The 25,354-nt window shown below is 67.2% G+C and carries 22 protein-coding genes; 5 read left to right on the top strand and 17 right to left on the bottom strand.

The window, feature by feature from the left end; translation table 11 throughout:
- Positions 1 to 14: 14 nt before the first annotated feature.
- From ASG67_RS00645 to ASG67_RS00600, 10 genes are all read right to left on the bottom strand, one after another.
- Positions 15 to 932: a hypothetical protein gene (locus ASG67_RS00645; RefSeq protein WP_056523890.1), complete on the bottom strand. Its 918-nt coding sequence runs from the start codon at positions 930 to 932 to the stop codon at positions 15 to 17.
- Between the two features lie 38 nt (positions 933 to 970).
- The gene (rplQ, locus tag ASG67_RS00640) at positions 971 to 1,396 is read right to left on the bottom strand and encodes a 50S ribosomal protein L17 (RefSeq protein ID WP_056523887.1); all 426 of its coding nucleotides are present in this window, start codon (positions 1,394 to 1,396) and stop codon (positions 971 to 973) included.
- Positions 1,397 to 1,641: 245 nt separating this feature from the next.
- Positions 1,642 to 2,709 carry a DNA-directed RNA polymerase subunit alpha gene (locus tag ASG67_RS00635; protein ID WP_056523884.1) on the bottom strand — a complete coding sequence of 356 codons (1,068 nt, stop codon included), beginning with the start codon at positions 2,707 to 2,709 and terminating at the stop codon, positions 1,642 to 1,644.
- A 107-nt stretch (positions 2,710 to 2,816) separates the two neighbouring features.
- The gene (rpsK, locus tag ASG67_RS00630) at positions 2,817 to 3,206 is read right to left on the bottom strand and encodes a 30S ribosomal protein S11 (protein ID WP_056523882.1); all 390 of its coding nucleotides are present in this window, start codon (positions 3,204 to 3,206) and stop codon (positions 2,817 to 2,819) included.
- A 98-nt stretch (positions 3,207 to 3,304) separates the two neighbouring features.
- Positions 3,305 to 3,673 carry a 30S ribosomal protein S13 gene (rpsM, locus tag ASG67_RS00625; protein WP_056523881.1) on the bottom strand — a complete coding sequence of 123 codons (369 nt, stop codon included), beginning with the start codon at positions 3,671 to 3,673 and terminating at the stop codon, positions 3,305 to 3,307.
- 155 nt (positions 3,674 to 3,828) lie between these two features.
- Positions 3,829 to 4,086 (bottom strand): hypothetical protein, encoded by a 258-nt coding sequence (locus ASG67_RS00620; protein WP_056526132.1) that lies wholly within the window; start codon positions 4,084 to 4,086, stop codon positions 3,829 to 3,831.
- Positions 4,087 to 4,140: 54 nt separating this feature from the next.
- Complete coding sequence (locus tag ASG67_RS00615) at positions 4,141 to 4,560, bottom strand: STAS/SEC14 domain-containing protein (protein ID WP_056523880.1); 420 nt, start codon at positions 4,558 to 4,560, stop codon at positions 4,141 to 4,143.
- 43 nt (positions 4,561 to 4,603) lie between these two features.
- Positions 4,604 to 5,962: a sensor histidine kinase gene (locus ASG67_RS00610; protein WP_056523878.1), complete on the bottom strand. Its 1,359-nt coding sequence runs from the start codon at positions 5,960 to 5,962 to the stop codon at positions 4,604 to 4,606.
- 9 nt (positions 5,963 to 5,971) lie between these two features.
- Positions 5,972 to 6,664 (bottom strand): response regulator transcription factor, encoded by a 693-nt coding sequence (locus tag ASG67_RS00605; protein WP_056523874.1) that lies wholly within the window; start codon positions 6,662 to 6,664, stop codon positions 5,972 to 5,974.
- A 225-nt stretch (positions 6,665 to 6,889) separates the two neighbouring features.
- Positions 6,890 to 10,030: a type II toxin-antitoxin system ParD family antitoxin gene (locus ASG67_RS00600; protein ID WP_082543215.1), complete on the bottom strand. Its 3,141-nt coding sequence runs from the start codon at positions 10,028 to 10,030 to the stop codon at positions 6,890 to 6,892.
- A gap of 94 nt (positions 10,031 to 10,124) precedes the next feature.
- Between ASG67_RS00600 and ASG67_RS00595 the strand changes: the two genes are divergently transcribed.
- A complete protein-coding gene (locus ASG67_RS00595) occupies positions 10,125 to 11,015 on the top strand; it encodes a polysaccharide deacetylase family protein (RefSeq protein ID WP_056523871.1) in 891 nt (296 codons plus the stop codon).
- A 3-nt stretch (positions 11,016 to 11,018) separates the two neighbouring features.
- On the opposite strand, the gene mmsB is transcribed toward ASG67_RS00595, so the two are convergent.
- From mmsB to ASG67_RS00565, 6 genes are read right to left on the bottom strand one after another with little or no spacing between them, the layout of a single operon-like run.
- Positions 11,019 to 12,047, bottom strand: a complete 1,029-nt coding sequence (mmsB, locus tag ASG67_RS00590; RefSeq protein ID WP_414887295.1) for a 3-hydroxyisobutyrate dehydrogenase — start codon at positions 12,045 to 12,047, stop codon at positions 11,019 to 11,021.
- Positions 11,947 to 12,723 (bottom strand): enoyl-CoA hydratase, encoded by a 777-nt coding sequence (locus ASG67_RS00585; protein ID WP_056523862.1) that lies wholly within the window; start codon positions 12,721 to 12,723, stop codon positions 11,947 to 11,949. Before ASG67_RS00585 ends, mmsB begins: the two co-directional genes overlap by 101 nt.
- 15 nt (positions 12,724 to 12,738) lie before the next feature.
- Positions 12,739 to 13,782 carry an enoyl-CoA hydratase/isomerase family protein gene (locus tag ASG67_RS00580; RefSeq protein ID WP_056523859.1) on the bottom strand — a complete coding sequence of 348 codons (1,044 nt, stop codon included), beginning with the start codon at positions 13,780 to 13,782 and terminating at the stop codon, positions 12,739 to 12,741.
- Positions 13,779 to 14,918: an acyl-CoA dehydrogenase family protein gene (locus ASG67_RS00575; RefSeq protein WP_056526126.1), complete on the bottom strand. Its 1,140-nt coding sequence runs from the start codon at positions 14,916 to 14,918 to the stop codon at positions 13,779 to 13,781. The genes ASG67_RS00580 and ASG67_RS00575 overlap by 4 nt, the downstream gene beginning before the upstream one ends.
- Positions 14,918 to 15,466: a hypothetical protein gene (locus ASG67_RS00570; RefSeq protein ID WP_156460588.1), complete on the bottom strand. Its 549-nt coding sequence runs from the start codon at positions 15,464 to 15,466 to the stop codon at positions 14,918 to 14,920. The genes ASG67_RS00575 and ASG67_RS00570 overlap by 1 nt, the downstream gene beginning before the upstream one ends.
- 11 nt (positions 15,467 to 15,477) lie before the next feature.
- Entirely contained in the window at positions 15,478 to 17,007 is a 1,530-nt protein-coding gene (locus ASG67_RS00565; protein ID WP_056526124.1) for a CoA-acylating methylmalonate-semialdehyde dehydrogenase, read from the bottom strand.
- A 140-nt stretch (positions 17,008 to 17,147) separates the two neighbouring features.
- Here ASG67_RS00565 and ASG67_RS00560 point away from each other — a divergent pair, with 140 nt between their 5' ends.
- The 4 genes from ASG67_RS00560 to ASG67_RS00545 all read left to right on the top strand — a co-directional run bounded on the left by ASG67_RS00560 (position 17,148) and on the right by ASG67_RS00545 (position 23,618).
- Positions 17,148 to 19,211: a TonB-dependent receptor gene (locus ASG67_RS00560; RefSeq protein WP_056523851.1), complete on the top strand. Its 2,064-nt coding sequence runs from the start codon at positions 17,148 to 17,150 to the stop codon at positions 19,209 to 19,211.
- Between the two features lie 48 nt (positions 19,212 to 19,259).
- A complete protein-coding gene (locus ASG67_RS00555) occupies positions 19,260 to 21,290 on the top strand; it encodes a M3 family metallopeptidase (protein ID WP_056523849.1) in 2,031 nt (676 codons plus the stop codon).
- On the top strand, positions 21,287 to 22,351 hold the full coding sequence (locus tag ASG67_RS00550; protein WP_056523846.1) for a PLP-dependent cysteine synthase family protein: 1,065 nt from the start codon (positions 21,287 to 21,289) through the stop codon (positions 22,349 to 22,351). The genes ASG67_RS00555 and ASG67_RS00550 overlap by 4 nt, the downstream gene beginning before the upstream one ends.
- A gap of 160 nt (positions 22,352 to 22,511) precedes the next feature.
- Positions 22,512 to 23,618: an alpha/beta hydrolase family esterase gene (locus ASG67_RS00545; protein WP_056523843.1), complete on the top strand. Its 1,107-nt coding sequence runs from the start codon at positions 22,512 to 22,514 to the stop codon at positions 23,616 to 23,618.
- A 9-nt stretch (positions 23,619 to 23,627) separates the two neighbouring features.
- Here ASG67_RS00545 and ASG67_RS00540 read toward each other — a convergent pair whose 3' ends face one another.
- Positions 23,628 to 25,298: an MFS transporter gene (locus ASG67_RS00540; protein ID WP_056526121.1), complete on the bottom strand. Its 1,671-nt coding sequence runs from the start codon at positions 25,296 to 25,298 to the stop codon at positions 23,628 to 23,630.
- Positions 25,299 to 25,354: the final 56 nt, after the last annotated feature.

Here is a 25,354-nt window from a genome sequence, read left to right as displayed (position 1 = left end):
GGCCTCTAGCGACCCTAGCGCTGGGGGGGAAGGGGCCGGGCCGTCGCCGCTTCGGCCCGGTGCAACCCGGCCGACGCGGGGCGGCGCGGGGGTTGCCACGTCAGCACCAGCATGGCCGCCGCCGCTGCCATCGCGCCCAGCGCCAGCGGCCCCGGCGGCAGCGAAGCGATTCCGGCAAAAGCGCGGGCCCATGGATGCGATGCGCCGACCGTCTCGAACAGGATCACCTCCAGCGTCATGACCCCCGCGACGATCAGAAACGGCCGGCCGTCGCGCCGTGCGGTGGCAAAGAGCGTGAGCGCGATCCCCGTTCCGACAAGTTCGCCGGGATGCAGGTCGGGCGGCACGGGGATCGGCAACCGTGCCATGATCGGCGGCAGGACGAGCAGGACCGTCGCCACCATGTAACGCGCGTGACGGGCAACGTGGCGACGATGGCGAAGCGCCGCCGCCACCATCGCGACCAAGGCGGTCGTGGATACGATGTCGTGCAGACCCAGACGTGGACCGAAGACGGCATAGAACGGGTGGCTAGCCGTCGCATATTTCACCGCCATGCTATGCAGGGCCAGCGCGCCGCCAGCGGCGAACAAGGGCACCGCGACGAACACCGCGAGCCCCATCGCCCGGTGCAATATTCGCCGACGAGCATGGATCGTCCAGCTTTGCGCAGCAACCAGCAGCAGCCATGCCGATGCGGTGAGGCCGTGGATGTGAAACGCCAGCGACGCGTGGGGCAGATCACCCCAATAAGCGGGCCAGAAGGCGATCAGGACCAGCGGTGCCAGAACGCCCAGCAGAACCCAGTGTGCGTATCGCAGCGGCATCGCCCATCCCCCCGGTCGGCGCCGCAGAAGATGATCGATCCGTCGAAGCCTGTCCACCGCGATCACCCGCCCCGCTGCGGCCGAACGGAAAAAGGGCGCCCCCATCGGAGACGCCCTTTTCAGCAAACGTAACGATCGCCGGATCAGGCGGCCTCGTTGTAATCCTCGTCATTGTTCATGACCGGACCCGAATCCTGGCCCTTGGCCGAGACGTCGCGATCGACGAACTCGATGATCGCCATCGGCGATGCGTCGGACTGGCGCGGGCCGGCCTTGATGATGCGGGTGTAGCCGCCGTTGCGGTCGGCGTAGCGGGTGCCGATCACGTCGAACAGCTTGATGAGCTGGGCGTCGTCCAGAAGGCGCGCATGGGCCAGACGACGGTTGGACAGGCCACCCTTCTTCGCCAACGTCACCAGCTTCTCGACATACGGGCGAAGCTCCTTCGCCTTGGCGACGGTCGTGGTGATCTGCTCGTGCTTGATGAGGGCCGCCGCCATGTTGCGGAACAGGGCGATACGATGGGCCGAGGTACGCTGTAGCTTACGGCCGCCGACGCGATGACGCATGATATTCTTCCTTCAGTTCGTTGACGGGCCGTTCGACGGAACCCGAAACCAGGTGGTGAGAATGAGGGCCACCACCCGAAACCCATTTGGAAAGTTAGGCTAAGGTTAGGCGTAAACCGGACCTTTTTGCCTTGGCCGGACGGGACGCGGGCAAAGCCCGCGTCCAACGTCGGACGGATCGGCCGAGGCCGACCCGCCGGCCGGGCGGCACCGTCTTCGGGATAGCATCGCTATCCCGATGCGGCTTAGCCCATAATTTCCTGTTCCAGCTTCTTGGCCATCTCTTCGATGTTTTCAGGCGGCCAGCCGGGGATTTCCATGCCGAGGCGCAGACCCATCGACGACAGCACTTCCTTGATCTCGTTCAAGGACTTGCGGCCGAAGTTCGGCGTGCGCAGCATTTCCGCCTCGGTCTTGCCGACCAGATCACCGATATAGATGATGTTGTCGTTCTTCAGGCAGTTGGCCGAGCGGACCGACAGTTCGAGCTCGTCGACCTTCTTGAGCAGGTAACGGTTGATCTGCTGGGTATCGCCAGCAGGCTCCGCGCCACCGGCCGTCGGTGCCGCCGCCTGGCCGATCGGGGCCGAACGGGTCATCGACGAATCGTCGAAGTGGACGAACAGTGCCAGCTGGTCCTGAAGGATACGACCGGCATAGCCGACCGCGTCTTCCGGGGTCACGGTGCCGTCGGTTTCGATCGTCAGCGTCAGCTTGTCGTAATCGAGATCCTGCCCGACGCGGGTCGGGTCGACCTTGTACGATACCTGACGTACCGGCGAATACAGCGCATCGACGGGGATCAGCCCGATCGGTGCGTCGGCCGGACGATTGGCGGAGGCCGGAACATAGCCCTTACCGACGTCGGCAGTCAGCTCCATGTTGAGCGTCGCACCCTCGTCGAGATGGCAGATCACGAGGTCCTTGTTCATGACCTCGATATCGCCGGACACGGCGATATCGCCCGCCTTCACCTCGCCGGGGCCGGTGGCCGACAGCTGGAGGCGCTTGGGGCCTTCGCCCTGCATGCGGATGGCGATCTGCTTCACGTTCAGGACAATGTCCGTCACGTCTTCACGCACGCCGGCGAGCGACGAGAACTCATGCAGCACGTTCTCGATCTTGATCGAGGTGACGGCCGCGCCCTGAAGCGAGGAGAGCAGTACGCGGCGCAGGGCGTTGCCGAGCGTCAGGCCGAAACCACGCTCCAGCGGCTCGGCAACGAACGTCGCCTTGCGCTTGCCGTCACCGCCCTTTTTCTCCAGGCCGTTCGGCTTTTTGAGTTCCTGCCAGTTCTTTGCATTGACAGCCACGGGGTTCCCCTGGGTTGGAGGCGGTTGGGGAACCGCCTCGGTATAGAAGACGCCGACTCGTCAGTCGGCGCCTGAAAGATCAGACGCCCGCCAAGCAGGCGACCAAATCAGACCCGGCGACGCTTCGACGGGCGCACACCGTTGTGCGGGATCGACGTCACGTCGCGGATCGAGGTGATCTGGAAACCGACCGCCTGCAGCGCGCGAAGCGCCGACTCGCGGCCCGAACCCGGACCCTTGACCTCTACTTCGATGGTGCGGACGCCGTGCTCGGCGGCCTTCTTGCCAGCGTCTTCCGCTGCGACCTGTGCCGCATACGGGGTCGACTTGCGCGAACCCTTGAAGCCCATCGCACCGGCGGACGACCACGAAATGGCGTTGCCCTGCGCGTCGGTGATGGTGATCATGGTGTTGTTGAAGCTGGCGTTCACATGCGCGACGCCGGCGGTGATGTTCTTGCGTTCGCGACGGCGAATGCGCTGCGGTTCACGTGCCATTTTGTGATCCTAAATCCCTGATACTGCAACCGGGAGGCTGTCGGCTATCGACCGGCCTCCGGCGGAGAAGAAGTTGAAAACAGTCCCCCGGACTGTTTTTACTTCTTCTTGCCCGCGATCGGCTTCGCCTTGCCCTTGCGGGTGCGCGCATTGGTGTGCGTGCGCTGGCCGCGGACGGGAAGACCACGACGATGGCGCAGACCACGATAGCAGGCGAGATCCATCAGACGCTTGATGTTCATCGCCACGGTGCGGCGGAGATCACCCTCGACGCTGTAATCGGCATCGATCGCTTCGCGGATCTGCAGCACTTCCTGATCGGTCAGGTCCTGCACGCGACGCTCGGGCGCGATGGCCAGCTTCTCGGTGATCTTCTTGGCATTGGCGGGGCCGATGCCGTGGATGTAGGTCAGCGCGATCACCACGCGCTTGTTGGTCGGGATGTTCACACCCGCGATACGTGCCATGTTCTTTTTCTCCTAGCTCCACAGCAATCGGCATGGCAGCACGATCGCTATCTCGACGCGATGAACCCGAACGCAAAATTGCGACGTACGCCAAAAAGCGCCGCCGGAACCGGTGGATCGGGGTAAAGATCAGGTAAGCGCCGCGCAACGCCAAGTCAAGCGATCGGTTCCGCCCCCGATCCAGCCGCCGCCCGCGCCTTCGACCGCAGGCCCGTCCAGCGACGCAGGGCCACGACGAACCAGATCAATTCGACCGCGCCGAACGGCCATGCGCCCTGCAAGAAGCCATAGGCCGACCCCATCAGGCAACCGATCGCGAACAGGAACGTCCAGAACGGCGCCCGGTCCTCCAGCACATAACAGATCAGCATGAAGGTGACGGCGAACAGGCCGAACGCGGTCAGGGCATCCATCACCATCTGGTAGCGGATCAGTTTATCGGGCGCATCCCTTCACGGGGCGTGCGATCATCCCGCCGAAGCCGCCGCCATATCGAACACCCTCGGCGGGGCCGACGGGTCCATCAGCCACGCCATCGCCGCCTCTTCCGATCCGAAGACCTGATGACGCTCACCGGACATGCGCCTGGCCTGAAGCCGGTGGATCGCCCCCGATACGAGCATCGCGATCCGCTTCGACGGCGAGTCGGGGCGGACCATCTTGGCGAATTCCGCAGCGGCGTTCTGCGGCAACAGGCTCTTGCGCCGCATATCGATCAACGTGCGAAGGTGGCCGGGTCGCGCGCCCTGCCCGATCATCTCCCTCAACGTCCGGGCGACATCGGCCGCGAATCGTTGGCTGATCGCGACGTCCCAGTCCCCGGTCAGCGTCAACCGCAGGAACTCGTTCGCCGCGTCCGGCTCGATAAAGTATGTGGGAGCTATCATGCCCTAATGGCTATCATCGCGCGGTTAAAAATTCCTTTCGTGACTAGCGGGGCAGGATGACGCGCGCGATCAGACCGGGTCGGTTATCGTCCAGTTCGAATTGCCCGTCATGCAGCCGTGCGACGGTATCGATCAGCGACATGCCCAGCCCCGCACCGGGCGTGGTGCGCGCGATATCGAGTCGGCCGAAACGACGCAGCGCCTCCGCGCGGTCGGCCGGCGCGATGCCGGGGCCGCGATCCTCGACCTGCACCGCGATGCCGATGGGATGCGGCGCCAGCCGCAGCGTGACGACGCCGCCGCCCGCCCCTTGCCGTGGCACCCCGTGTTTCAGCGCATTGTCGATCAGGTTGGTGACGGCCTGGCTGAGCAATTCGCGGTGCAGGCGCATCGGCGGCGGCGCGATGTCGATGGCGACCAAGAATTCCAGCCCGGCTTCTTCGGCAACCGGGCCATAGAGATCGGCAATCTCCTCGATCAATGCCACCGGGTCGACCAGCGTGAACCGGTCGCGCGATACCGATTCGGAGCGGCTGATCTCGATCACCATCGTCAGCATCCGCATGACCAGATCGGTTTCGACCAGCAGACCGCCGAGCATCGCCTCACGCGCCTGCGGATCGCCGGCCATCACCGCCTGTTCGGTCTTGGTGCGCAGGCGCGCAAGCGGCGAGCGGAGGTCGTGCGCCAGACTATCGGTGACAAGCCGAAGTTCGGTCATCAACCGTTCGACCTTGCCGAGCATCGCATTCAGGCGCGCGGCGAGCCGATCGAACGAATCGGCGCCGCCCGCCACCATCTCGACCCGGCGCGACAGATCGCCCTCGCCCGCCGCCTCGATCACCCCGGCGATCCGGTTCAGCCGCTTGCCCACATAGCGGGTCAGCACCAGCCCGGCACCGATGCCCAGCCCCAGCGACAGTGTGACCGCCAGCGCCAGGGCGCCCTCAATCGCGCGCTGTTCCGCCTCGATCACATCGAGGGTGCGGCCGGTCAGCAGCCAGTTGGCGCCGATCGGCTGGAGGATATAGCCGGTGTCGTGCTGCTCCCATGTCCCCGTCACGCCCAGCCGATCGACGCGGAAGCGGGTCGGGCGCAGCGGCACCGACACGCGCGGCGGCGCATAGCCGGCCAGCCGCCGCCCCTCCGCGTCCAGCACCGCGACGACCAGCGACACGTCGCCGGGGGGCCGCGCGTCCTGCACGGCGGCGGCCAGCGGGCGCAGGCCGTCGCTGCGCCAGATCGACAGCAAGGCGTCGGATTGCTCGGTCATCTCGCGTCGCGTCGCCGCGATCGCGTCGTCATGTGTCCATTTCCAGACGAAGCCGACCAGCACCAGGTTCGACACCAGCGCCAGCGCGATCGCGAGCAGCGCGATCCGCGCCGTGACCGACAACCTCATACGGGCAAGTTATCCGTCCGCCGCCAGCCGATACCCGGCACCGCGCACGGTGTGCAGGATCGGCGAGCCGAACCCGTCCTCCAGCTTGCGGCGCAGGCGGCCGATATGCACGTCGACCACGTTGGAACCGGGATCGAAATGATAGTTCCAGATCTTCTCCAGCATCATCGTGCGAGTGACGACCTGGCCGGCATGGCGGGCAAGGAATTCGAGCAGGTTGAATTCACGACCGCCCAGCGGGATCGCACGACCGGCGCGGCTGACATGCCGCGACAACAGATCGATCTCCAGATCGCCGACCGACAGCTTGGTCTTCTGCGGCTCGGTCGCGGCGCGATCGGAACGGCGCACCAGCGCCTCGATCCGGGCGGACAGTTCGGCGAACGAGAAGGGCTTGCAGAGATAATCGTCGGCGCCTGCCTTCAACCCATCGACCCGGTCGTCGACCGAGGCGAGCGCGGACAGGACGAGGACGGGGGTGGCGACCTTGGCAGCGCGCAGCGCGCCGACCATCGACAGGCCGTCGAGACCGGGCAGCATGCGATCGGCGATGATGAGGTCGAACACGCCCTCGCTTGCCAGGAACAGGCCATCGCGGCCGTTGTCGGTAGTCTCGGCCGCATAACCGGCCTCGGCCAGGCCCTTCGCCAGATAGGCGGCGGTCGAGGCGTCGTCCTCGACGATCAGGATCTTGCGGCTCATCGCTCTACGCTCACCCTTTGGTCCAATACAGGAAAAGCCGGCGGAAAGCATCCTTTCCGCCGGCCCTACGGCACCCCCGGGAGTGTCGGGCACCGATCTCGTCAACTCTGTCGCAAAGGCCGCTGCGGTGGGCGGCCCTGCTGTCGAGAGACGGAATAGGCTATCCCGGCATACCGGGCCGTGACGCAGACATGACAAATATGTCATTCGTCACGGTCGGCGCATTTAGACGGACGGGGCCGGCACCGACACGTCTTGTTCGGCGACGGTCCGGTCACCCAGCGCCGTCACCACCGCCGCACACAGCGCGGCGCCGCGGTAGGGTTTGGACAGAATCACCGCATCCGTCCCCGCCACTGCCGCGGTATCGCCGGTGGCGAAGACCACGCCGACCCCCGGCCGCAGCGTGCGAGCCTTGTCCGCGAATTCAGGACCGGACAGGCCCGGCAGGTTCACGTCCGTTACCAGTGCGTCGATCGCCACCGTCTGCAACGCGGCCATCGCCTCCTCCGCGCTCGCGGCATCGACGACCACGAAACCCGCCTCGTGCAACATGTCGGCGGTCGCCGCGCGGATCAGTGTGTCATCCTCCACCAGCAGAACCACGCCGCGACGGGCGGGCAGCGCTTCGGTGGCGGGGGCCGGCGCTCTCTCCATCGATACAGCCGGCGTATCTGTCCCTTCCGCGGCGATCGATCGTTGACCCTGATTGGCGAGGACGTGGCGGAATTTTCGGGCCAGCGCCTCTCGCGTGTAGGGCTTGGACAGCAGTTCGACGCCGGCATCCAGCTTGCCGCCATGCACGATCGAGTTTTCAGTATAGCCCGAGGTGAACAGCACCGCGAGATGCGGCAGGCGGAGGCGTGCCGTCCGGGCGAGTTCCGGGCTTTTCAGCGTGCCCGGCATCACCACGTCGGTGAACAGCATGTCGATCGGGATGCCGCTTTCGATCACGTTGAGCGCGCTGTCCGCGTCGACCGCCTTCAGCACGCGATAACCGAGATCGGTGAGCATTTCGACGACGGTGGCGCGCACCTCGACGTCGTCCTCGACTACCAGCACCGTCTCGGTGCCGCCGGCGATCGGACCGTTATCCACCGCGACCTCGACATCCTCGCTCTGCATCGCGCGGGGCAGGTACAGGCGGATCGTCGTCCCCTCGCCGACCTCGGAATAGATCTTCACATGGCCGCCGGACTGTTTGACGAAGCCATAGACCATCGACAGGCCCAGCCCCGATCCCTTGCCCTCGACCTTGGTCGAGAAGAACGGTTCGAACACCTTGTCGATGATGTCCGGGGTCATGCCGCTGCCGGTGTCGGATACCGCGAGCATCACGTACTGGCCCGGGTCCACATCGTCGTGCGCGCGGGCGTAGTCGGCGTCGAGGGATGCATTGCCCAGCTCGATCGTCAGCTTGCCACGCCCCTCCATCGCATCGCGGGCGTTGATCGCCAGATTGAGGAGCGCATTCTCGATCTGGGCGGGATCGATGAAGGTGTTCCACAGGCCACCGCCGACGATCGTTTCGATCTCCACCCCCTCGCCGATCGCGCGGCGCAGCATGTCGTCCATCCCGCGCACGAAGCGCGTAACGTTGACGACCTTGGGCTCCAGCGCCTGACGACGACCGAAGGCGAGCAACTGGCTGGCGAGTTTCGACCCGCGCGACACGCCCGCCATCGCATTGGCAACGCGGCGTTCGGCACGGTCGTTGCCGGCGATATCCTTGCCCAGCAATTGCAGATTGCCCGACACCACCTGCAACAGGTTGTTGAAATCATGCGCGACACCACCGGTCAGCTTGCCGACGGTTTCCATCTTCTGCGCCTGGGCCAGTTTCGCCTCGGCCTGACGACGCTCGCCGATCTCGGCGATGACGCGTGCTTCCAACGTGTCATTTAGCTGGCGCAACTGATCCTCGGCCCGCTCACGGTGAAGCACCTGCCGGGCGAGGTGTTCGGCCTGTTCGCGCAACGCCGCTTCGGCGGCGCGTTGATGCGTGATGTCGGTGTGGACGCCGACCCATTCGACGATCTCACCAGCATCGTCGATGATCGGCAGGGCGCGAACCGCACAGATCCGCCAAGTGCCGCAATGGCGACGGACGCGGTGTTCGAACACGAACATCGACCGGGCCTCGACCGCCGCATTCCACGCCGCGATCGTCGGCGCGGCATCGTCGGGATGCACCGCATCTGCCCAGCCGAACCCCTGATACTCGTCGACCGACTGCCCGGTCAGCGCCGACCAGCCCGGCTGTTCGCCCTGCATCTGGCCATCGGCACTGTTGGTCCACAAGACACCGTGAACCGCATCCATCGCGGTGCGGAAACGACCGTTGCTGTGCGCCAGCGCCGCTTCGCGCTCGGCACGCTCCTCGATATCGATGCCCAAGATATAGACGCCGGCGACCGACCCGTCCGCCGCGACGTGCGGGATGTAGCGTATCTCGCATCGCCGCGCCCGGCCGGTGCGGTCCGGCAGCACGGTTTCGTCGGCAAATCCCTCGCCGCCCAACGCCCGGTCGATCGCGATGCGTCGGTGTCCGTAAAAGGCATCACCGACGATATCGCGCACCGGTCGCCCGACGATCTTGTCCGGCGATCGACCGAACCACTGTTGATACGCCTCGTTGGCGAAGCGATAGACATGATCGCGATCGACATAGGATACCAGCATCGGCACCGCGTCGGTGATCTGACGCAATTGCGTCTCGCTGGCGGCCAGCCGCCGCTCCGCCTCCACCCGGCCGCTGTTGTCGACCAGCGTGCACATCACGCCGCCGACGCGACCATCGGCCAGATAGACGGGGGTGTAGAACAGGTCGAGGAACAGCGTCTCGTCGCCATCCGCGCGGTGGAACGTGATCGGCTGGTCATGGTGCGCCACCACTTCCCCCCGCCGCGCCGCCGCAAGCACAGATTGGTTCCAGTCCCAGACTTCCGGGAAAGCGGTGGCGACGGGATGGCCCAAGGCGGCCGGATGGCGATCACCCGCCACCGCGCGATAGCTGTCGTTGTACAGCATGACATGGTCCGGTCCCCACATCACCACCTTCGCCACCGGCGAATTGACCGCGTTGCCGACCGTCGTGCGCAGCTCGGTCGACCAGCCGTCGATCGCGCCCAGCGAGGTAGCCGCCCAGTCAAAGCGCCGGATCAGGTCGCCGCACTCGCCGCCGCCGATCGGCCATGTCGCGGGCAGCCCTGTCAACGCCCCGGCATCCTGCGCTCGCAACAGCTTCAATGCGGTACGCACCACCTCGCTGGCGTTACCGTAATCGCCGGATGCGAGCTGATCCTCGATGAAGCCGCCCAGTTCGGGCGTCAGCGAGATGTTGCGGGACAGTCTATTGGTAGGCATGGGCGGACGTTGGTGATCCGCCGCCTGTGTGTCAACAAATGACACGCGGACGATGGGCACTTAGGGCAGGATTGCTGGTTTAATGGAGTGATGGATGATCGGTCGAGCGGGAATCGTGTTGTTGCTGGCAGCTGTCGCCGGCGGTGCATCAACCGCAAAGCCGCCCGAGTCGGCGCCCGTCATCGCCATCACCTTCGATGACCTGCCCGCGCACGGTGCCCTGCCGCCCGGTGAGACGCGCGAAGGCATCATCCGCGCCATCACCACCAGGCTGGCGGCGGAGCGTGTGCCCGCGTTCGGCTTCCTGAACGGCGGCATCGAGCGCGACAATCCCGATGCCGGGCGCGCGATCGCCGCATGGCGCCGCGCCGGCCTGCCGATCGGCAACCATGGCTATACCCATGCCAATCTCGACGCCGTCGGCGCAGCGGCCTTCATGACCGATATCGTCACCAACGAAGCGCCGCTGATCGCCGCCATGGGCGCGCGCGCGGACTGGCGCTGGTTCCGCTATCCGTTTCTGGCCGAGGGTCGGTCGCCCGTCGTGCAAAGCCAGATTCGCGCCACCCTGCGCGACCGTGGCTATCGCATCGCGGCGGTAACGATGGGCTTTTCGGATTACGCCTGGAACGCACCCTATGCCGCCTGTCTGGCGAAGGGGAACGACGCCGCCGTCGCGCAGCTGGAACAGGGATTCCTGAACGACGCCCGCACCGCCGCGCTGGCGTCGCGCGCCAATGCAACGGCGCAGGTCGGACGCGACATCCCCTATGTGCTGCTGATGCATGTCGGGGCACTCGATGCGCGGATGCTTCCCCGGCTAATCGCGCTCTACCGGTCGATGGGCTTCCGCTTCACCACACTGGAAAGGGCGCAGGCCGATCCATTCTATGCCGGCGCCATCGACCTGTCGCGGCCCGGCCCGTCGCCGGCGCTCGCCAACCAGCCGCAATTCGCCGGCCCGCCCGCCGACCTGTGCGGCTGACCGTCACAACGTCCGGATGATGCCCGAAAAGTCGAGCCGTCCCGCGCCGCCCTTGACGAAATCGGCATAGATATCGCACGCATGGCCCCCGATCGGGGTAGCGGCACCGACATCGGCCGCCGCCTCGCGCGCCAGCTTCAGATCCTTCAGCATCAGCGCCGCCGCGAAGCCGCCCTGATAGTCGTGATCGGCCGGCGTCTCCGGCCCCACGCCGGGGACGGGGCAATAGCTCGTCATCGACCAGCTCTGGCCCGACGACACGCTGGCGATGTCGTAAAATGCCTGCGCGTCCAGCCCCAGCCTGTCGGCCAGCGCGAACGCCTCGCACGTGGCGATCATCGTCGCGCCCAGCAGCATGTTGTTGCAGATTTTCGCCGCCTGCCCCGCGCCGTCGCCACCGGCATGGATCACCGCCTTGCCCATCGCTGCCAGGATCGGATGCGCCCGGTCGAATGCGGCCTGACTGCCACCGACCATAAAGGTCAGCGTGCCGGCCCCGGCGGCGGCGATCCCGCCAGACACCGGCGCATCGACCGCCGCCAGCCCGCGCGCAGTCGCTCCCTCCGCAACGCGCCGGGCGGTGGCGACGTCGATGGTCGAACAGTCGATCAGCAGGGCGGCGGGCGGCAGCGCGGCGAGGATGTCGGCATGGACCTGTTCGACATGACTGCCAGCGGGCAGCATCGTGACGACGACCTCCGCCCCATCGGCCGCCGCGACCACATCGGCGGCGGGCAGGCACCCGGCGGCTTCGGCGCGGGTCAGCGCGTCCGCCGACAGGTCGAACGCGCGGACGTCATGCCCGGCTTTCGCGAGGTTGGCGGCCATGCCGCCGCCCATGTTGCCCAGGCCGATAAAGGCAATGCGTGCCATGCTCTCTCTCCTAACTTCTTTTTTGCTCCCCTCCCGTTCGCGGGCAGGGAATTGCCGGTCAGCTTCCCGTCCAAACTCCCGGCCGCTTCTCCACGAAGGCCGCCATCCCCTCCGTCTGGTCCGCCGTCCCGAACAGGCCGTGGAACAACCGCCGCTCAAACTGCACGCCCGCCGCAAGGCCTGTTTCGAACGCGGCCAGCACCATTTCCTTGTTGGCGATCGCCGCGAGCGGCGCCATGCCGGCGATGACGGTGGCGGTCTTCACCGCTTCCTCGACCAGATCGTCGGCCGCCACGATGCGCGCGACCAGACCCGCGCGTTCCGCTTCGGCCGCATCGATCATCCGGCCGGTCAGGCACATCTCCATCGCCTTCGCCTTGCCGACTGCGCGGGTCAGGCGCTGCGATCCGCCCATGCCGGGGGTGACACCCAGCTTGATTTCCGGCTGGCCGAACTTCGCGGTGTCGGCGGCCAGGATGAAGTCGCACATCATCGCCAGCTCGCACCCGCCGCCCAGCGCATAGCCCGCCACCGCCGCGATCACCGGCTTGCGCGTGGCGGCAAAGCGGTCCCAGCCGGCGAAGAAGTCGTGCCCGTACATGGCGGCGAAACCCTGCGCCTGCATCTCCTTGATGTCGGCGCCGGCCGCGAACGCCTTGGGCGATCCGGTGATGATTGCGCAACGCTGGCCGGGATCGGCATCGTACGCGGCCATCGCCGCGAGCAGATCGGTCAGGATCTGCCCGTTCAGCGCGTTCAGCGCCTGCGGGCGGTTCAGCGTGACGAGCGTCACCGCCCCGCGATGTTCGACGATCAGCGTATCGTATTTGGCCATTCGATCCTCATTTCGTCAAAAAGGTGTCCACGCCTCGCCATCGGGCAACGGTGCGACGATCTGATCGATCAGGTGGTCGCTAACCGCTTCCGGCGTGGCGGGGTTCCAGCGGGGGGCATTGTCCTTGTCGACGATCACCGCGCGCACGCCCTCGGCGAAGTCGTGGCGCTGCACGATGCGCGTGGCGATCGCGTATTCCTGCCGCATCTCGTCCTCGAACGTAGCCATCGTCGCACCGTCGAGCAGCAGCTTCAGCGACAGCTTCATTGATTGTGGCGAGCGGGTGCGTAAGGTCGCCAGCTGCGCCGCCGCCCATTCGCCGCCATCGTCGGCGAGCGCGGTGAAGACCTCGTCCAGATCGTCCGACGCAAACAACCGGTCCATCGTGTCGCGATGCGCCATTACGGCCGCATCGGGCGGCGATGCCGCCACTTCGTCCAGTGCGGCGTCGATGCCTTGCGGATCGGCGGCGATCCGCCGCTTCGCTTCCTCGATCTGGTCGGCGGGCAGGTAATGTGTCGCCAGCCCCAGCGCGAGGCACTCCGCCCCGTTCAGCCGATGCCCGGTCAGCGCCAGAAACTGCCCCATCCGCCCCGGCAGGCGCGACAGATACCAGCCGCCGCCGACATCGGGGAATAGGCCGATCGCGGTTTCGGGCATCGCGAACTTCGTGTTCTCGGTCGCCACGCGGAACCGGCACGGCAGCGCCAGGCCGACGCCGCCGCCCATCGTCACGCCGTCCATGAACGCCACGGTCGGCTTGGCGTAGGTGAACAGCCGGTGGTTCATCCGGTATTCGGTGGCGAAGAATGCCCGCGCCGCCGCGCCGTCGCCCGCGCCGCTATCAGCCAGCATCCGGATATCGCCGCCGGCGCAGAAGCCGCGTCCCTCGGCATGATCGAGCACGACCGCCCCGACCTCGCCATCCTCGCGCCACATCTCCAGCACGTCGAGGATGGCGGCGCACATGTCCGTCGTCAGGGCGTGGAGCGCCTTGGGACGGTTGAGCCTGATACGGCCGGCTGCGCCATCGGTGGTGACGATCACCTGGGCGGTCATGCCTTCGTCAACTCACGCCCAATGATCATCCGCATCACCTGATTGGTCCCCTCAAGAATCGAATGCACGCGCAGGTCGCGCCAGAAACGCTCGATCGGATAATCCATCAGATAGCCATAGCCGCCATGCAGTTGCAGGGCGCGGTCGACCACGCTTGATCCGGTATCGGTGGCCAGCCGCTTGGCCATGGCGGCGAAGCGCGTCTTGTCGGGCGCATCCGCCGTCACCTTGGCCGCCGCCAGATAAAGGAGCGCTCGGGCCGCCTCCAGTTCGGTCGCCATGTCGGCTAGCGTAAACTGCGTGTTCTGGAAATCGGCGATGGGCTTGCCGAACTGTTTGCGATCCTTGGTGTAACCGATCGCCTCGTCCAGACAGCGTTGCGCGCCGCCCAGCGAACAGGCGCCGATGTTCAGCCGGCCGCCATCGAGCCCGGTCATCGCGATGCGGAACCCTTCACCCTCCAAGCCGACCAGATTTTCGGCGGGCACGCGGACGTTATCGAACATTACCTGACGGGTCGGTTGCGAATGCCAGCCGAGCTTGCGCTCGTTGGCGCCGAACGACACGCCGGGCATATCCTTTTCGATGACGAGGCAGGAAATGCCCTTCGGTCCGTCCACGCCGGTGCGGACCATGACGACATAGACCTCGTTCTCGCCGGCGCCGGAGATGAACTGCTTGGAGCCGCTGACGATGTAATCGTCGCCATCGCGTACCGCGCGCGTGGTCAGTGCCGATGCGTCCGATCCCGATGACGGTTCGGTCAGGCAATAGCTCGCCAGCCGGTCCATCGTCACCAGGTCGGGCAGGTATTTCGCCTTCACCGCCGCCGACCCGAACCGGTCGATCATCCACGCCGCCATGTTGTGGATCGAGATGAACGCCGCGGTGGAGGGGCAGCCATAGGCCATCGCCTCCATGATGAGCGCGGCCTCGACCCGCCCCAGCGCGATGCCGCCCGACTCTTCGGAGACGTAGATCGCCGCGAAGCCCAGATCGGCCGCCGCCTTGATCGTGTCGCGCGGGAAGATGTGCTTTTCGTCCCACTCGCCCGCGAACGGGGTGATCCGGTCGGCGGTGAAGCGACGCGCCAATTCCTGGATTTCGCGCTGGTCGTCGGTGATGTCGAACTGCATCACGACACCGCGCCCGGGCAACGGCTATACCGCTGCGCGCCCTTCATGCCGAGATCGTCGCCCTTGGTGACTTCGCGGACCAGCGTCTTGCCATCGTCCAGCAGTGTCATCGTCGCGGTCTGGGTCCAGGTCTGGCCCTCCCCCGAAAAGTTCAGGTCGGTCGTCAGCCGGGCTGGCGTGTCGAGGCGGATGTTCGCCGGCGTCGCCCGCGATTCGTAAAAGGTCAGGCGGTCGGCCGCGACGACCATCAGACCCTTGGCGACATCGGCCTTGGCCGGATTGCAATCGGCCACCGTCATGCCCCAGCGCCCCCGGTACGCGTCCGGCAGCGCCGCGACGGGAGTCGCGCTCGCCATGGGCGTCGGGCTGGAACCGGGCGGCGTCAGCGGCACGACGCTGTTGGTCGGGTCCTCCATCAGATTGGCCGGCGTCTGTTCGACCGCCGCACCGCCGCCGGACGACTCGCCCGCGCTGTTGTTGCCGGCCTCGTCGCTCGATCCGCACGCGGCGAGCAGCAGGGCGAGGCCGAATATCGCCTGTGTCTTCATGGTCATGTTCCTCAACCCATGGTCGGGATGACGAACGCATCCTGCACGCGAGAAGGTCCGCCACCCTCGCTACCGCCGGGCAGCACCGAACCGTCCGGCCACCGTTGCGTCACCGTCTTCGTCCGGGTCCAGAAGCGTACGCCCTCGGTGCCGTGCTGGTTGATGTCGCCGAACGCCGAACGCTTCCACCCGCCAAAGCTGTGATAGGCGACCGGCACCGGGATCGGCACGTTGATGCCGACCATGCCGACATTCACCCGCGCCGCGAATTCGCGTGCGGCATGGCCATTGCGGGTGAAGATCGCGACGCCGTTGCCATACTGATGCTCGCTAGGCAGGCGCACCGCCGTCTCGAAATCAGGCGCGCGGACGATCTGAAGCACGGGGCCGAAGATTTCCTCGCGATAGCTCTTCATCGCCGTCGTCACGTGATCGAACAGCGACGGGCCAATGAAGAAGCCCTGCTCATGCCCCTGCAACGAGAAGCCACGGCCATCGACGACCAGTTCGGCGCCTTCGTCGACTCCGGTCTGGATCCAGTCCTCGACACGCGCCTTGTGCGCTGCGTTGACGACTGGGCCGTAATGCGCGTCGGCATCCGTCGACACGCCGACGCGGAGCGCGGCGATGGCGGGGATCAGTTTATCGCGCAGGCGATCGGCGGTCTTGTCACCGACCGGCACGACGACAGGCAGGGCCATGCACCGCTCACCCGCCGAACCGAAGGCAGCCCCTGACAGGTCGGCGACGACCTGATCCAGATCGGCGTCGGGCATGACTATGCCGTGGTTCTTGGCCCCGCCCATCGCCTGCACGCGCTTGCCGGCATCGACGCCGCGGCGATAGACGTAGTGCGCGATGTCGGACGATCCGACAAAGCTGACCGCCGCGATACCCGGATGATCGAGGATTGCGTCGACCATCTCCTTGTCGCCGTGTACCACCTGAAGAATGCCCTCGGGCGCGCCGGCCTCCAGCATCAGTTCGGCAAGACGCACGGGGACACTGGGGTCGCGTTCCGACGGTTTCAGGATGAAGGCGTTGCCGCACGCGATGGCGGGGCCGAACATCCACATCGGGATCATGCCGGGGAAGTTGAACGGGGTGATGCCCGCGCCCAGCCCCAGCGGTTGGCGCATCGAATAGACGTCGATGCCGGGGCCGGCTCCTTGCGTATATTCGCCCTTCAGGATGTGCGGGATGCCGCAGCAGAATTCGATCACCTCCAGCCCGCGCTGGATATCGCCCCTGCTGTCGGCGATCACCTTGCCGTGTTCGGACGACAACAGGTGCGCGAGCGCATCCATCTCGCGTTCGACCAGTTCCTTGAACCGGAACATCACGCGCGCACGGCGTTGCGGGTTGGTCGCGGCCCAGCCGGGCTGCGCGGCATGGGCGGCGGTGACCGCCCGGTCCAGATCGGCGGCGGTGCCGAGCGGCACGCGGGCCTGTACCGATCCGTTATTTGGATCAAAAATGTCGGCCGTCCTGCCGCCCCCGACCCCGGCTGTACCGGCGATCAGATGATCGATGTTTCGCATATCGCTCTCCTTGGCCACGGGCCTTAGAGGCAGCATCCCTGCCGCTCAAGTGCGGCATGGGACGAAAGGTCGGGGTGGCACCGTGCGATCCGCCTGCTAAGCGGAGATCAAATCCGCCTTCGCTTCAGGAACCTGCCACGATGATCGGCATCCGCCACGCCGCGCTGCTGCTTGCCGGCTGCGCCACCGGCGCCGTCGCCCAGACGACGGAAGCGCCCGAGATCGTCGTCACCGGCCGCGGGCTGGCCGACCAGCCCGGCGACCGCGCGTTCGATATCGTCACGATCGACCGCACCCGGATCGAGACCAACGCGTCCGACCGGCTGGAAAGCGTGCTGGCCGACGTCGCCGGCCTCCAGCAGTTTCGCCGTTCCGACAGCCGCAGCGCCAATCCGACCAGCCAGGGCATCACCCTGCGCGGGTTGGGCGGCAACGCATCGAGCCGCGCGCTGTTGATCCTCGACGGCGTGCCGCAGACCGATCCGTTCGGCGGCTGGGTCGCCTTTCCCGCCTATGCCACCGACCGGATCGGCCGCATCCGCGTGACGCGCGGCGGCGGCAGCGGCTTTTACGGCGCCGGGGCGCTGGCCGGCACGGTCGAGATGGACAGCGCCGCGCCCACCGCGCTCGCCCCGCTGATCGGCAGCGTGGCCTATGGCAGCCGCGATTCGGTCGAGACGCAAGGATCGGCCGCACTGGTCCGGTCGGGCGGCTTTGCGACGATATCGGGCGCCTATGCCCGCGGCGACGGTTTCACCCCGACCGTCGCTGAGGATCGCGGCCTGATCGACCGCCCCGCCGGTTACGAACAGGCATCGGGCGCGATCCGCACCGTGCTGGCGCTGGCGCCCGATACCGAATTGCAGGTCAACGCCGCCGCCTTCACCGACACGCGCGAACGCGGTACGCCGTTTACCGCCAACAGGAGCGAGGGCGCGGACGCCAGCATCCGTCTGGTCGGGCGGGGCCGCTGGGGCTGGTCGGCGCTGGGCTATGTCCAGACGCGCGCCTTCGCCTCCAGCTTCGCCGCGATCAACGCCGCACGTACCACCGCGACGCAGACGCTGGACCAGTACAACACCCCCGCCACCGGCATCGGCGCGAGGGTGGAGGTGCAGCCGCCATTGGGCGAAGCGATCGCCCTGCGCATCGGCGCGGACGTGCGCGACGTGAAGGGGCAGACGCAGGAACGCTATACCTTCGTCGCGGCCAGCCCCACCCGCCGCCGCATCGCCGGTGGAGAGAACCTGACCGGCGGCCTGTTCGCGGACGGCAGCGTTCAGGCCGGCGACCTGACGCTGTCGCTGGGCGGCCGGATCGACTGGTGGCGGATCGGTGGCGGCTTCCTGCGCGAGAACACGATCGCCACCGGCGGCGCGATCAACGACCTGGCCTTCGCCGACCGGACGGGGACCGAAGCGACCGGCCGCGCCGGGATCGCATGGAGCGTCGCGTCGCCGGTCACGTTGCGCGCCGCCGCCTATCGCGGCTGGCGCTTGCCGACACTCAACGAGCTGTACCGCCCGTTCCGCGTCGGCGCCGACGCCACTGCCGCCAATGCCGCCTTGGCACCCGAACGGCTGACCGGCGTGGAGGGCGGCGTGACTCTGACCCCCAGCGCCACGACCAGCATCGCCGCCACCGCGTTCCACAGCAGGCTGGACGACGCGATCGCCAATGTCAGCGCCGGGACCGGCCCCGGCACCTTCCCGCTGGTCGGTTTCGTCGCAGCCGGCGGCATCTATCGTATCCGGCAGAATCTGGATGCGGTGCGATCGAACGGAATCGAGGTGGATGCGTCTTGGCGGCCCGGCCCGATTGGCCTCACCGCGTCGTACAGCCATGTCGATGCGCGGGTCAGGGCATCGGGCACGGCGCTCGCGCTGGATGGCCTGCGCCCCGCCCAGACGCCGCGCGATCAGGTGTCCGCCACGATCGACGGCCGGTATCGCGGCATCGCCGCCGCCGTCACCGTCCGCCACGTCGCCCGCCAGTTCGAGGACGACCAGAACAGCCGCACGCTGGCATCCGCCACCACGCTCGACACCTATCTGGCGCTCCCGCTCACCACCGCGCTCAGCGTCGAGGCGCGCGGCGAGAACCTGTTCGACGAACGGGTCGAGGCGGGGATCAGCGGCGCGAACATCGTCGAACGCGCCACGCCGCGCACGCTGTGGATCGGCCTGCGCTATCGTCCGCGATAGACGGCTGTCCTCGAACCGGCTCTTGAACGGCGGCGGCGTATCCATCAAATGCCGGTCATGAATCCTTTCGCCGACGCCACCGCCCTCCCCCGCTTCACCGACATCACGCCCGAAGCGATCGCCCCCGCGCTCGACACCGCGATCGCCGATCATGAAGCGGTGGTGGAGCAGCTGACCCGCGACCGACCGACCGGCTTCGCCGACGTCTGGCTGCCCTATGAGCGCGCCGATACCGCGCTGGGCGCGATCTGGTCGGCGGTGTCGCATCTGCACGGCGTCGCCGATACGCCCGAACTGCGCGCCGCCCATGCCGAGGGGCAGAAGCGGCTCGTGGAGAACGGCATGAAGGTCGGCCAGAACCGCGACCTGTACGACGTGCTGGTCGCGCTCGCCGCCTCGCCCGCCTTCGCCGAGCTACCCGATGCCGACCGTGTCGCCGTGGAGCGCGAAATCCGCAGCTTCACCCTGTCCGGCGTCGCGCTGGAGGAGGAAGCGCGCGACCGGTTCAAGGCGGTGTCGGTCGAGCTGTCCGGCCTGTCGAACGAATTCGGCAGCGCGGTGCTGGATGCCACCGACGCGTGGAACGAACTGGTAACGGACGAGGCGGACCTCGCCGGCATTTCCGATACCGACAAGGCGATGTTCGCCGCCGCCGCTGCCGCGAAGGAACAGCTGGGCTGGCTGGTCACGTTGCAGGGGCCGAGCGTCGGCGCGGTCCTGACCTTCGCCGAAAACCGCGATCTGCGCGCCCGCGTCTATCGCGCCTCGGCCACCCGCGCCTCCGATCAGGGGCCGCACGCCGGCCAGTTCGACAACAGCGCCCGCATCGCCCGCATCCTGGAACTGCGGCGCGAGGCGGCCGGGCTGCTCGGGTTCGCCGATCCGGTCGAATGGTCGCTGACGACCAAGATGGCGCCCAATGCCGGCGAGGTGCTCACCTTCCTGCGCGACCTCGCCCGTCGCGCCCGGCCCGCCGGCGAGCGCGATCTCGCCGAACTGCGCGCGTTTGCTGCCGAACGGCTGGGCATCGCCGATCTGGAACCATGGGATGTCGGCTTCGTATCGAACCGCCTGCGGCAGGATCGCTACACTGTCGACGAGCAGGAGGTGCGCGGTTACTTCCCCGTGACCCGCGTCATGGCCGGCTGGCAGACGCTGCTCGGCCGGCTGTTCGGCATCCGGTTGCAGGAACGCCACGACGTCGCGCTGTGGCACCCCGATGCACGCTATTTCGACGTGCTGGACGAGGATGGCACCGTGTCGTCCGGCCTCTATCTCGATCTCCACGCCCGCACCGGCAAGCGTGGCGGCGCGTGGATGCAGCAGGCGCGGCCCCGCCTGCAGGACGGCAACACCGTGACGGTGCCGGTCGCCTATCTGATCTGCAATTTCGCCCCCAATACCGACGAGACGCCGTCGCTGCTCAGTCACAACGACGTGACGACGCTGCTCCACGAAACCGGCCATTGCCTCCACCATCTGTTCACCCGCGTGAACCGGCCGAGCATCGCCGGCACCAGCGGTTTCGAATGGGATGCGATCGAACTGCCCAGCCAGTTGATGGAGGATTTCGCCTGGGACCGGGACGTGCTGACCGGCATGTCGGGGCATCACCGGACGGGCGAACCGCTGCCCGCCGACCTGTTCGACCGGATGCTGAAGGCGCGGCATTTTCAGGCCGGATTGTTCATCCTGCGTCAGGTCGAATTCGCGCTGTTCGACCTGCTGCTCCACCTCGGCACCATGGGCAGCGACCCGATCGAGGTGATCGAGGCGGTGCGTGACGAGGTGGCGGTGATCCGTCCGCCGGCATGGCATCGCTTCCCGCACGCGTTCAGCCACATCTTCGCGGGCGGCTATGCGTCGGGCTATTACAGCTATCTCTATGCCGAACTGCTGGCGGCGGACGGTTTCCAGCGGTTCGCCGAACATGGTCTGGTCGATCGCGCGACCGGCGACCTGTTCCGCGACGAGGTGCTGGCGCGCGGCGCCACCCGTCCCGCCGCCGACAGCTTCCGCGCGTTCCGCGGCCGCGATCCGGAACCGACCGCGATGCTCGTGCGCCACGGCCTGCAATGACCGTATCGCGGGTCGACCGGGCATGGCTGAACGAGGCGGTGCGGCGGATCGAGGCGGACTATAACCGCTCCGCCGACACCCACCTGATCCGCGTCGACCTGCCGCGCTATCCGGGCATCACGCTGTACCTGAAGGACGAAAGCTCGCACCCGACGGGCAGCCTGAAGCATCGCCTCGCCCGCTCGCTGTTCCTCTATGCGCTGTGCAACGAGTGGATCGGCCCGAACACCTGCGTGATCGAGGCATCGTCCGGATCGACCGCCGTGTCGGAGGCGTATTTCGCCAAAATGCTGGGCCTGCGCTTCATCGCCGTCGTCCCCGCCTCGACCGCCGCGCCGAAACTCGACGCGATCCGCTTCCATGGCGGCGAGATCCACATGGTCGACGATCCGCGCACCGTGTACGACGTGTCGCACCGGCTGGCGGCGGAGACCGGCGGCCATTTCGTCGACCAGTTCACCTATGCCGAACGGGCCACCGACTGGCGCGGCAACAACAACATCGCCGAATCGATCTTCGCGCAGATGGCGCATGAGGAGCATCCGATCCCCCGCTGGATCGTCTGCGGCGCCGGCACCGGCGGCACCTCGGCCACCATCGGCCGTTTCATCCGGTATCAGCGATACGCCACGCGATTATGCGTCGCCGACCCCGAACAATCGGTCTTCCACCGCCATTTCGCCGATCGCCGCGTCACCGAACTGCCCGAAGGCTGCGCCTCGCGGATCGAGGGGATCGGGCGCCCGCGCGTCGAGCCCAGCTTCCTCCCCTCGGTGATCGACCGGATGATCGCGGTCGGCGACTGCGCCAGCGTCGGCGCGATGCGCGCCCTGTCCGATCGCCTCGGCCGCCGCGTCGGCGGATCGACCGGCACCAACCTGTGGGCGTGCGCCGCGCTGGTCGAGGAGATGGCGGCGGCCGGTGAGCAGGGCAGCATCGTCACATTGCTATGCGATGGTGGCGACCGCTATGCCGCCACCTATTTCGACGACGACTGGCTGGCAAAATGCGCGATCCTGTCGGCCCCGGCCACGCAGCGGATGGCGGCTTTCCTGGCGTAGCGTGTGCTTGATCTATCGTCGTGCCGGTCTGCTATCACCAACTGTCCCGATACGAGCGCGCAAACTCCCTTGCATCCCGCTACGCCGCCCTCATATGTTGCATTGCAGCATGGACGCCGTCGATCGGATGCGTCACGCTCCACGGCCCAACGGAGCCCCTATGCCCAGCATCAGCGATACCCTGTCCCGCCTGAACAAGATGTCCGCCATGTCGGGCCAGATGGGCGGCGCCATCGACAATGACCGGCTGACGCCGCTGTCGATGACGGATAGCAACCCCGGTGGACTGAAGGGTTTTTACTACACGCCGGACGCGACTGAAACCGTCCCGCTGGTCGTCGTCCTGCATGGCTGCACGCAGACCGCTGCGGGGTATGACCATGGTTCAGGCTGGTCGGCGCTGGCCGAGCGGCATGGCTTTGCCGTGCTGCTGCCCGAACAGCAGCGCGCGAATAATCCGAACCTGTGCTTCAACTGGTTCGCCGCCGCCGACACCACCCGCGAATCGGGCGAAGCGCTGTCTATCCGCCAGATGGTCGCTACGATGATCGACCGGCACGGCATCGATCCGGCACGCGTCTATATCACTGGCCTGTCGGCGGGTGGTGGCATGACGTCGGCCATGCTGGCGACCTATCCGGATGTGTTCGCCGGCGGGGCGATCATCGCCGGCCTGCCGCACGGTGCCGCCGGTTCGGTGGGGCAGGCGATGGAGCGGATGCGGGGACAGGGCCATGTCGATGCCGCCGCCTACGCCACGCTGGTCCGCGACGCCTCTCCCCATGTCGGGCAATGGCCTACGATTTCGGTGTGGCACGGCGATGCGGACAGCACCGTCAACGTCCAGAACGCCGATGCGATCATCGGCCAGTGGCGCCTGATCCACGGCGTCGCCGCCAAACCGGACCGCACCGACCGGATCGACGGTCATCCCCGCCGCCAATGGCTCGACGACCGGGGCCGCGTCGTGATCGAGGACCACCGTATCGCCGGCATGGGCCACGGCACGCCGCTGGACACGAAGGGAACCGAGGGCGTCGGCGCGGCCGGTGCGTTCATGCTGGATGTCGGCACCTCCTCCACCCGCCATATCGCCGCCGGCTGGGGCCTGCTCGACGGGGTCGCCGTCTCGACGGCCACCCCGACATCTCCGACGGTCGCCGAGCCCAAGCTCACCCGGTCGCCCACGCCGCCGCCACCGGCTCAGCCAGAAGGCGTGCAGGCGGTTATCGAGGCCGCGCTGCGCTCCGCCGGCCTGATGCGGTAAGGGAACGAGTCAGGTCGATCGCGTCGCATCGGTCATCGGTTCCGCCAGTTCGCGGGCACCGGCGGTGCGCAGGATCGGCAGCGATCCCGTTTGCCGCTCGATCATTCGGTGGACACGAGGTGCATCCGGGCCGGCGTGCAGGGCCAGAATGATCGTACTGTTTTCGACATCGGCGTGCGTGCGCCGCTGATTGTGGCGGATGTAATCGAGCCAAGTGGCGACATGATACCGCTCGATCCACAGGTCAGGCTCGCCGAGATCGCGGAGCAGCGTCCAGTGACGGGCGCCGTCGCGGCGGCGGATGCGGCCACGCTCGTTCATGGCGTTCAGGAACGCGACGATGTCGCCGGTGGTGATGCGGTATTCGATCGTCACCACGATCGGCCCGCTGCGCGATTCGACCGGCACGGCGGTATCCGGTTCCGACCAGCGGTTCAGCGGATCGAGGTTCAGGTCGCCGATCTGCGGCAGCGGCAGGACTAGGCCGACGAGCGCGCCGGCGGTCTGCACCAGCGCCGCCGCGCCCAGCGCCACCGCGACACCGTGATCCTCCGCCACGACGCCGAAGATCCAGCTGCCACCGGCCATCCCGCCGAACGCCGCCATCTGGTACAGCGCCAGCGCGCGCGCCACGACCCAGCGCGGCGCGGCCATCTGCACGGTGACGTTGAAGGTCGATAGCGCGAGCACCCAGCCCGCACCCGCCAGCATCAACGCCGGCAAGGTCAGGATTAACGTGTGGCTGAGCGCGGTGGTGGCGCCTCCGGCCGCCAGCGCGACCGAGGCGATGCGGACGATCCATTCGATCGAGCAACGCCGACGCAACTCGCCGCTGGACAGCGCACCGCCCACCGCCCCGACGCCGAACGCGCCAAGCAACAGGCCATAGGTCAGCGGCCCACCGGTTATCAGCGTCCTGGCGACCAGCGGCATCAATGCCGGGATCGCGCTGGCGGCGGTGCCGAACAGCGCCGCCCGCAACAGCACGATACGGATATTGGGCGACATCGCTACATAACGGACACCCGCCGCCATCGCCACGCCCAGCGTCTCGCGCGGCAACAGCCGGGGTGGCAGATCGGGTCGCCAGCGGGCCAGCACCGCGATCAGGCCCAGATAACTGACCGCATTCACCGCAAAGGCGGCCGCCGCGCCCGCCGCCGCGACGATGACGCCGCCGATCGCCGGGCCCAGGCTGCGCGCGATGTTGAAGCCCATGCTGTTGAGCGCGACCGCCCCCGGTAGGGACGGGCGCGGCACCATGTCGCCGACCGATGCCTGCCACGCCGGGCCGTTCACCGCCGTTCCGCAGCCGATCAGAAAGGTGAAGACCAGCAGCAGGATCGGACTGAGCACACCCACCCAGCCGCAGATTGCCAGCGCCACCGACACCAGCAACATGAAACTCTGTGCGCCCAGCATCACGATCCGCCGGTCGAGATTGTCGGCGACCGCCCCGGCCCATAGCGAAAACAGCATGATCGGCAGCGTCGTCGACGCCTGCACCAGCGCCACGAGCTGTGGCGACGGCGCCAGCGAGGTCATCATCCACGACGCGCCCACCGACTGGATCAGGCCACCGAAATTAGACGCCATGCTGGCGATCCAGACGGCGCGAAAGATCGGCAGGGTCAGCGGCGAGGCGGGAGTCACGGACGGGGTAGACGACTGATCCGGCATCCGCGTCCGATGCGACATCGCAGGCCGGATGCCAAGCCGTTGACGCATCGGAAAAG

The sequence above is a fragment of the Sphingomonas sp. Leaf339 genome, from assembly GCF_001426195.1.
GTDB lineage: Bacteria > Pseudomonadota > Alphaproteobacteria > Sphingomonadales > Sphingomonadaceae > Sphingomonas.
Note: the sequence above shows the minus strand (reverse complement) of the source record. Positions and strands in the feature narration are given on the sequence as shown.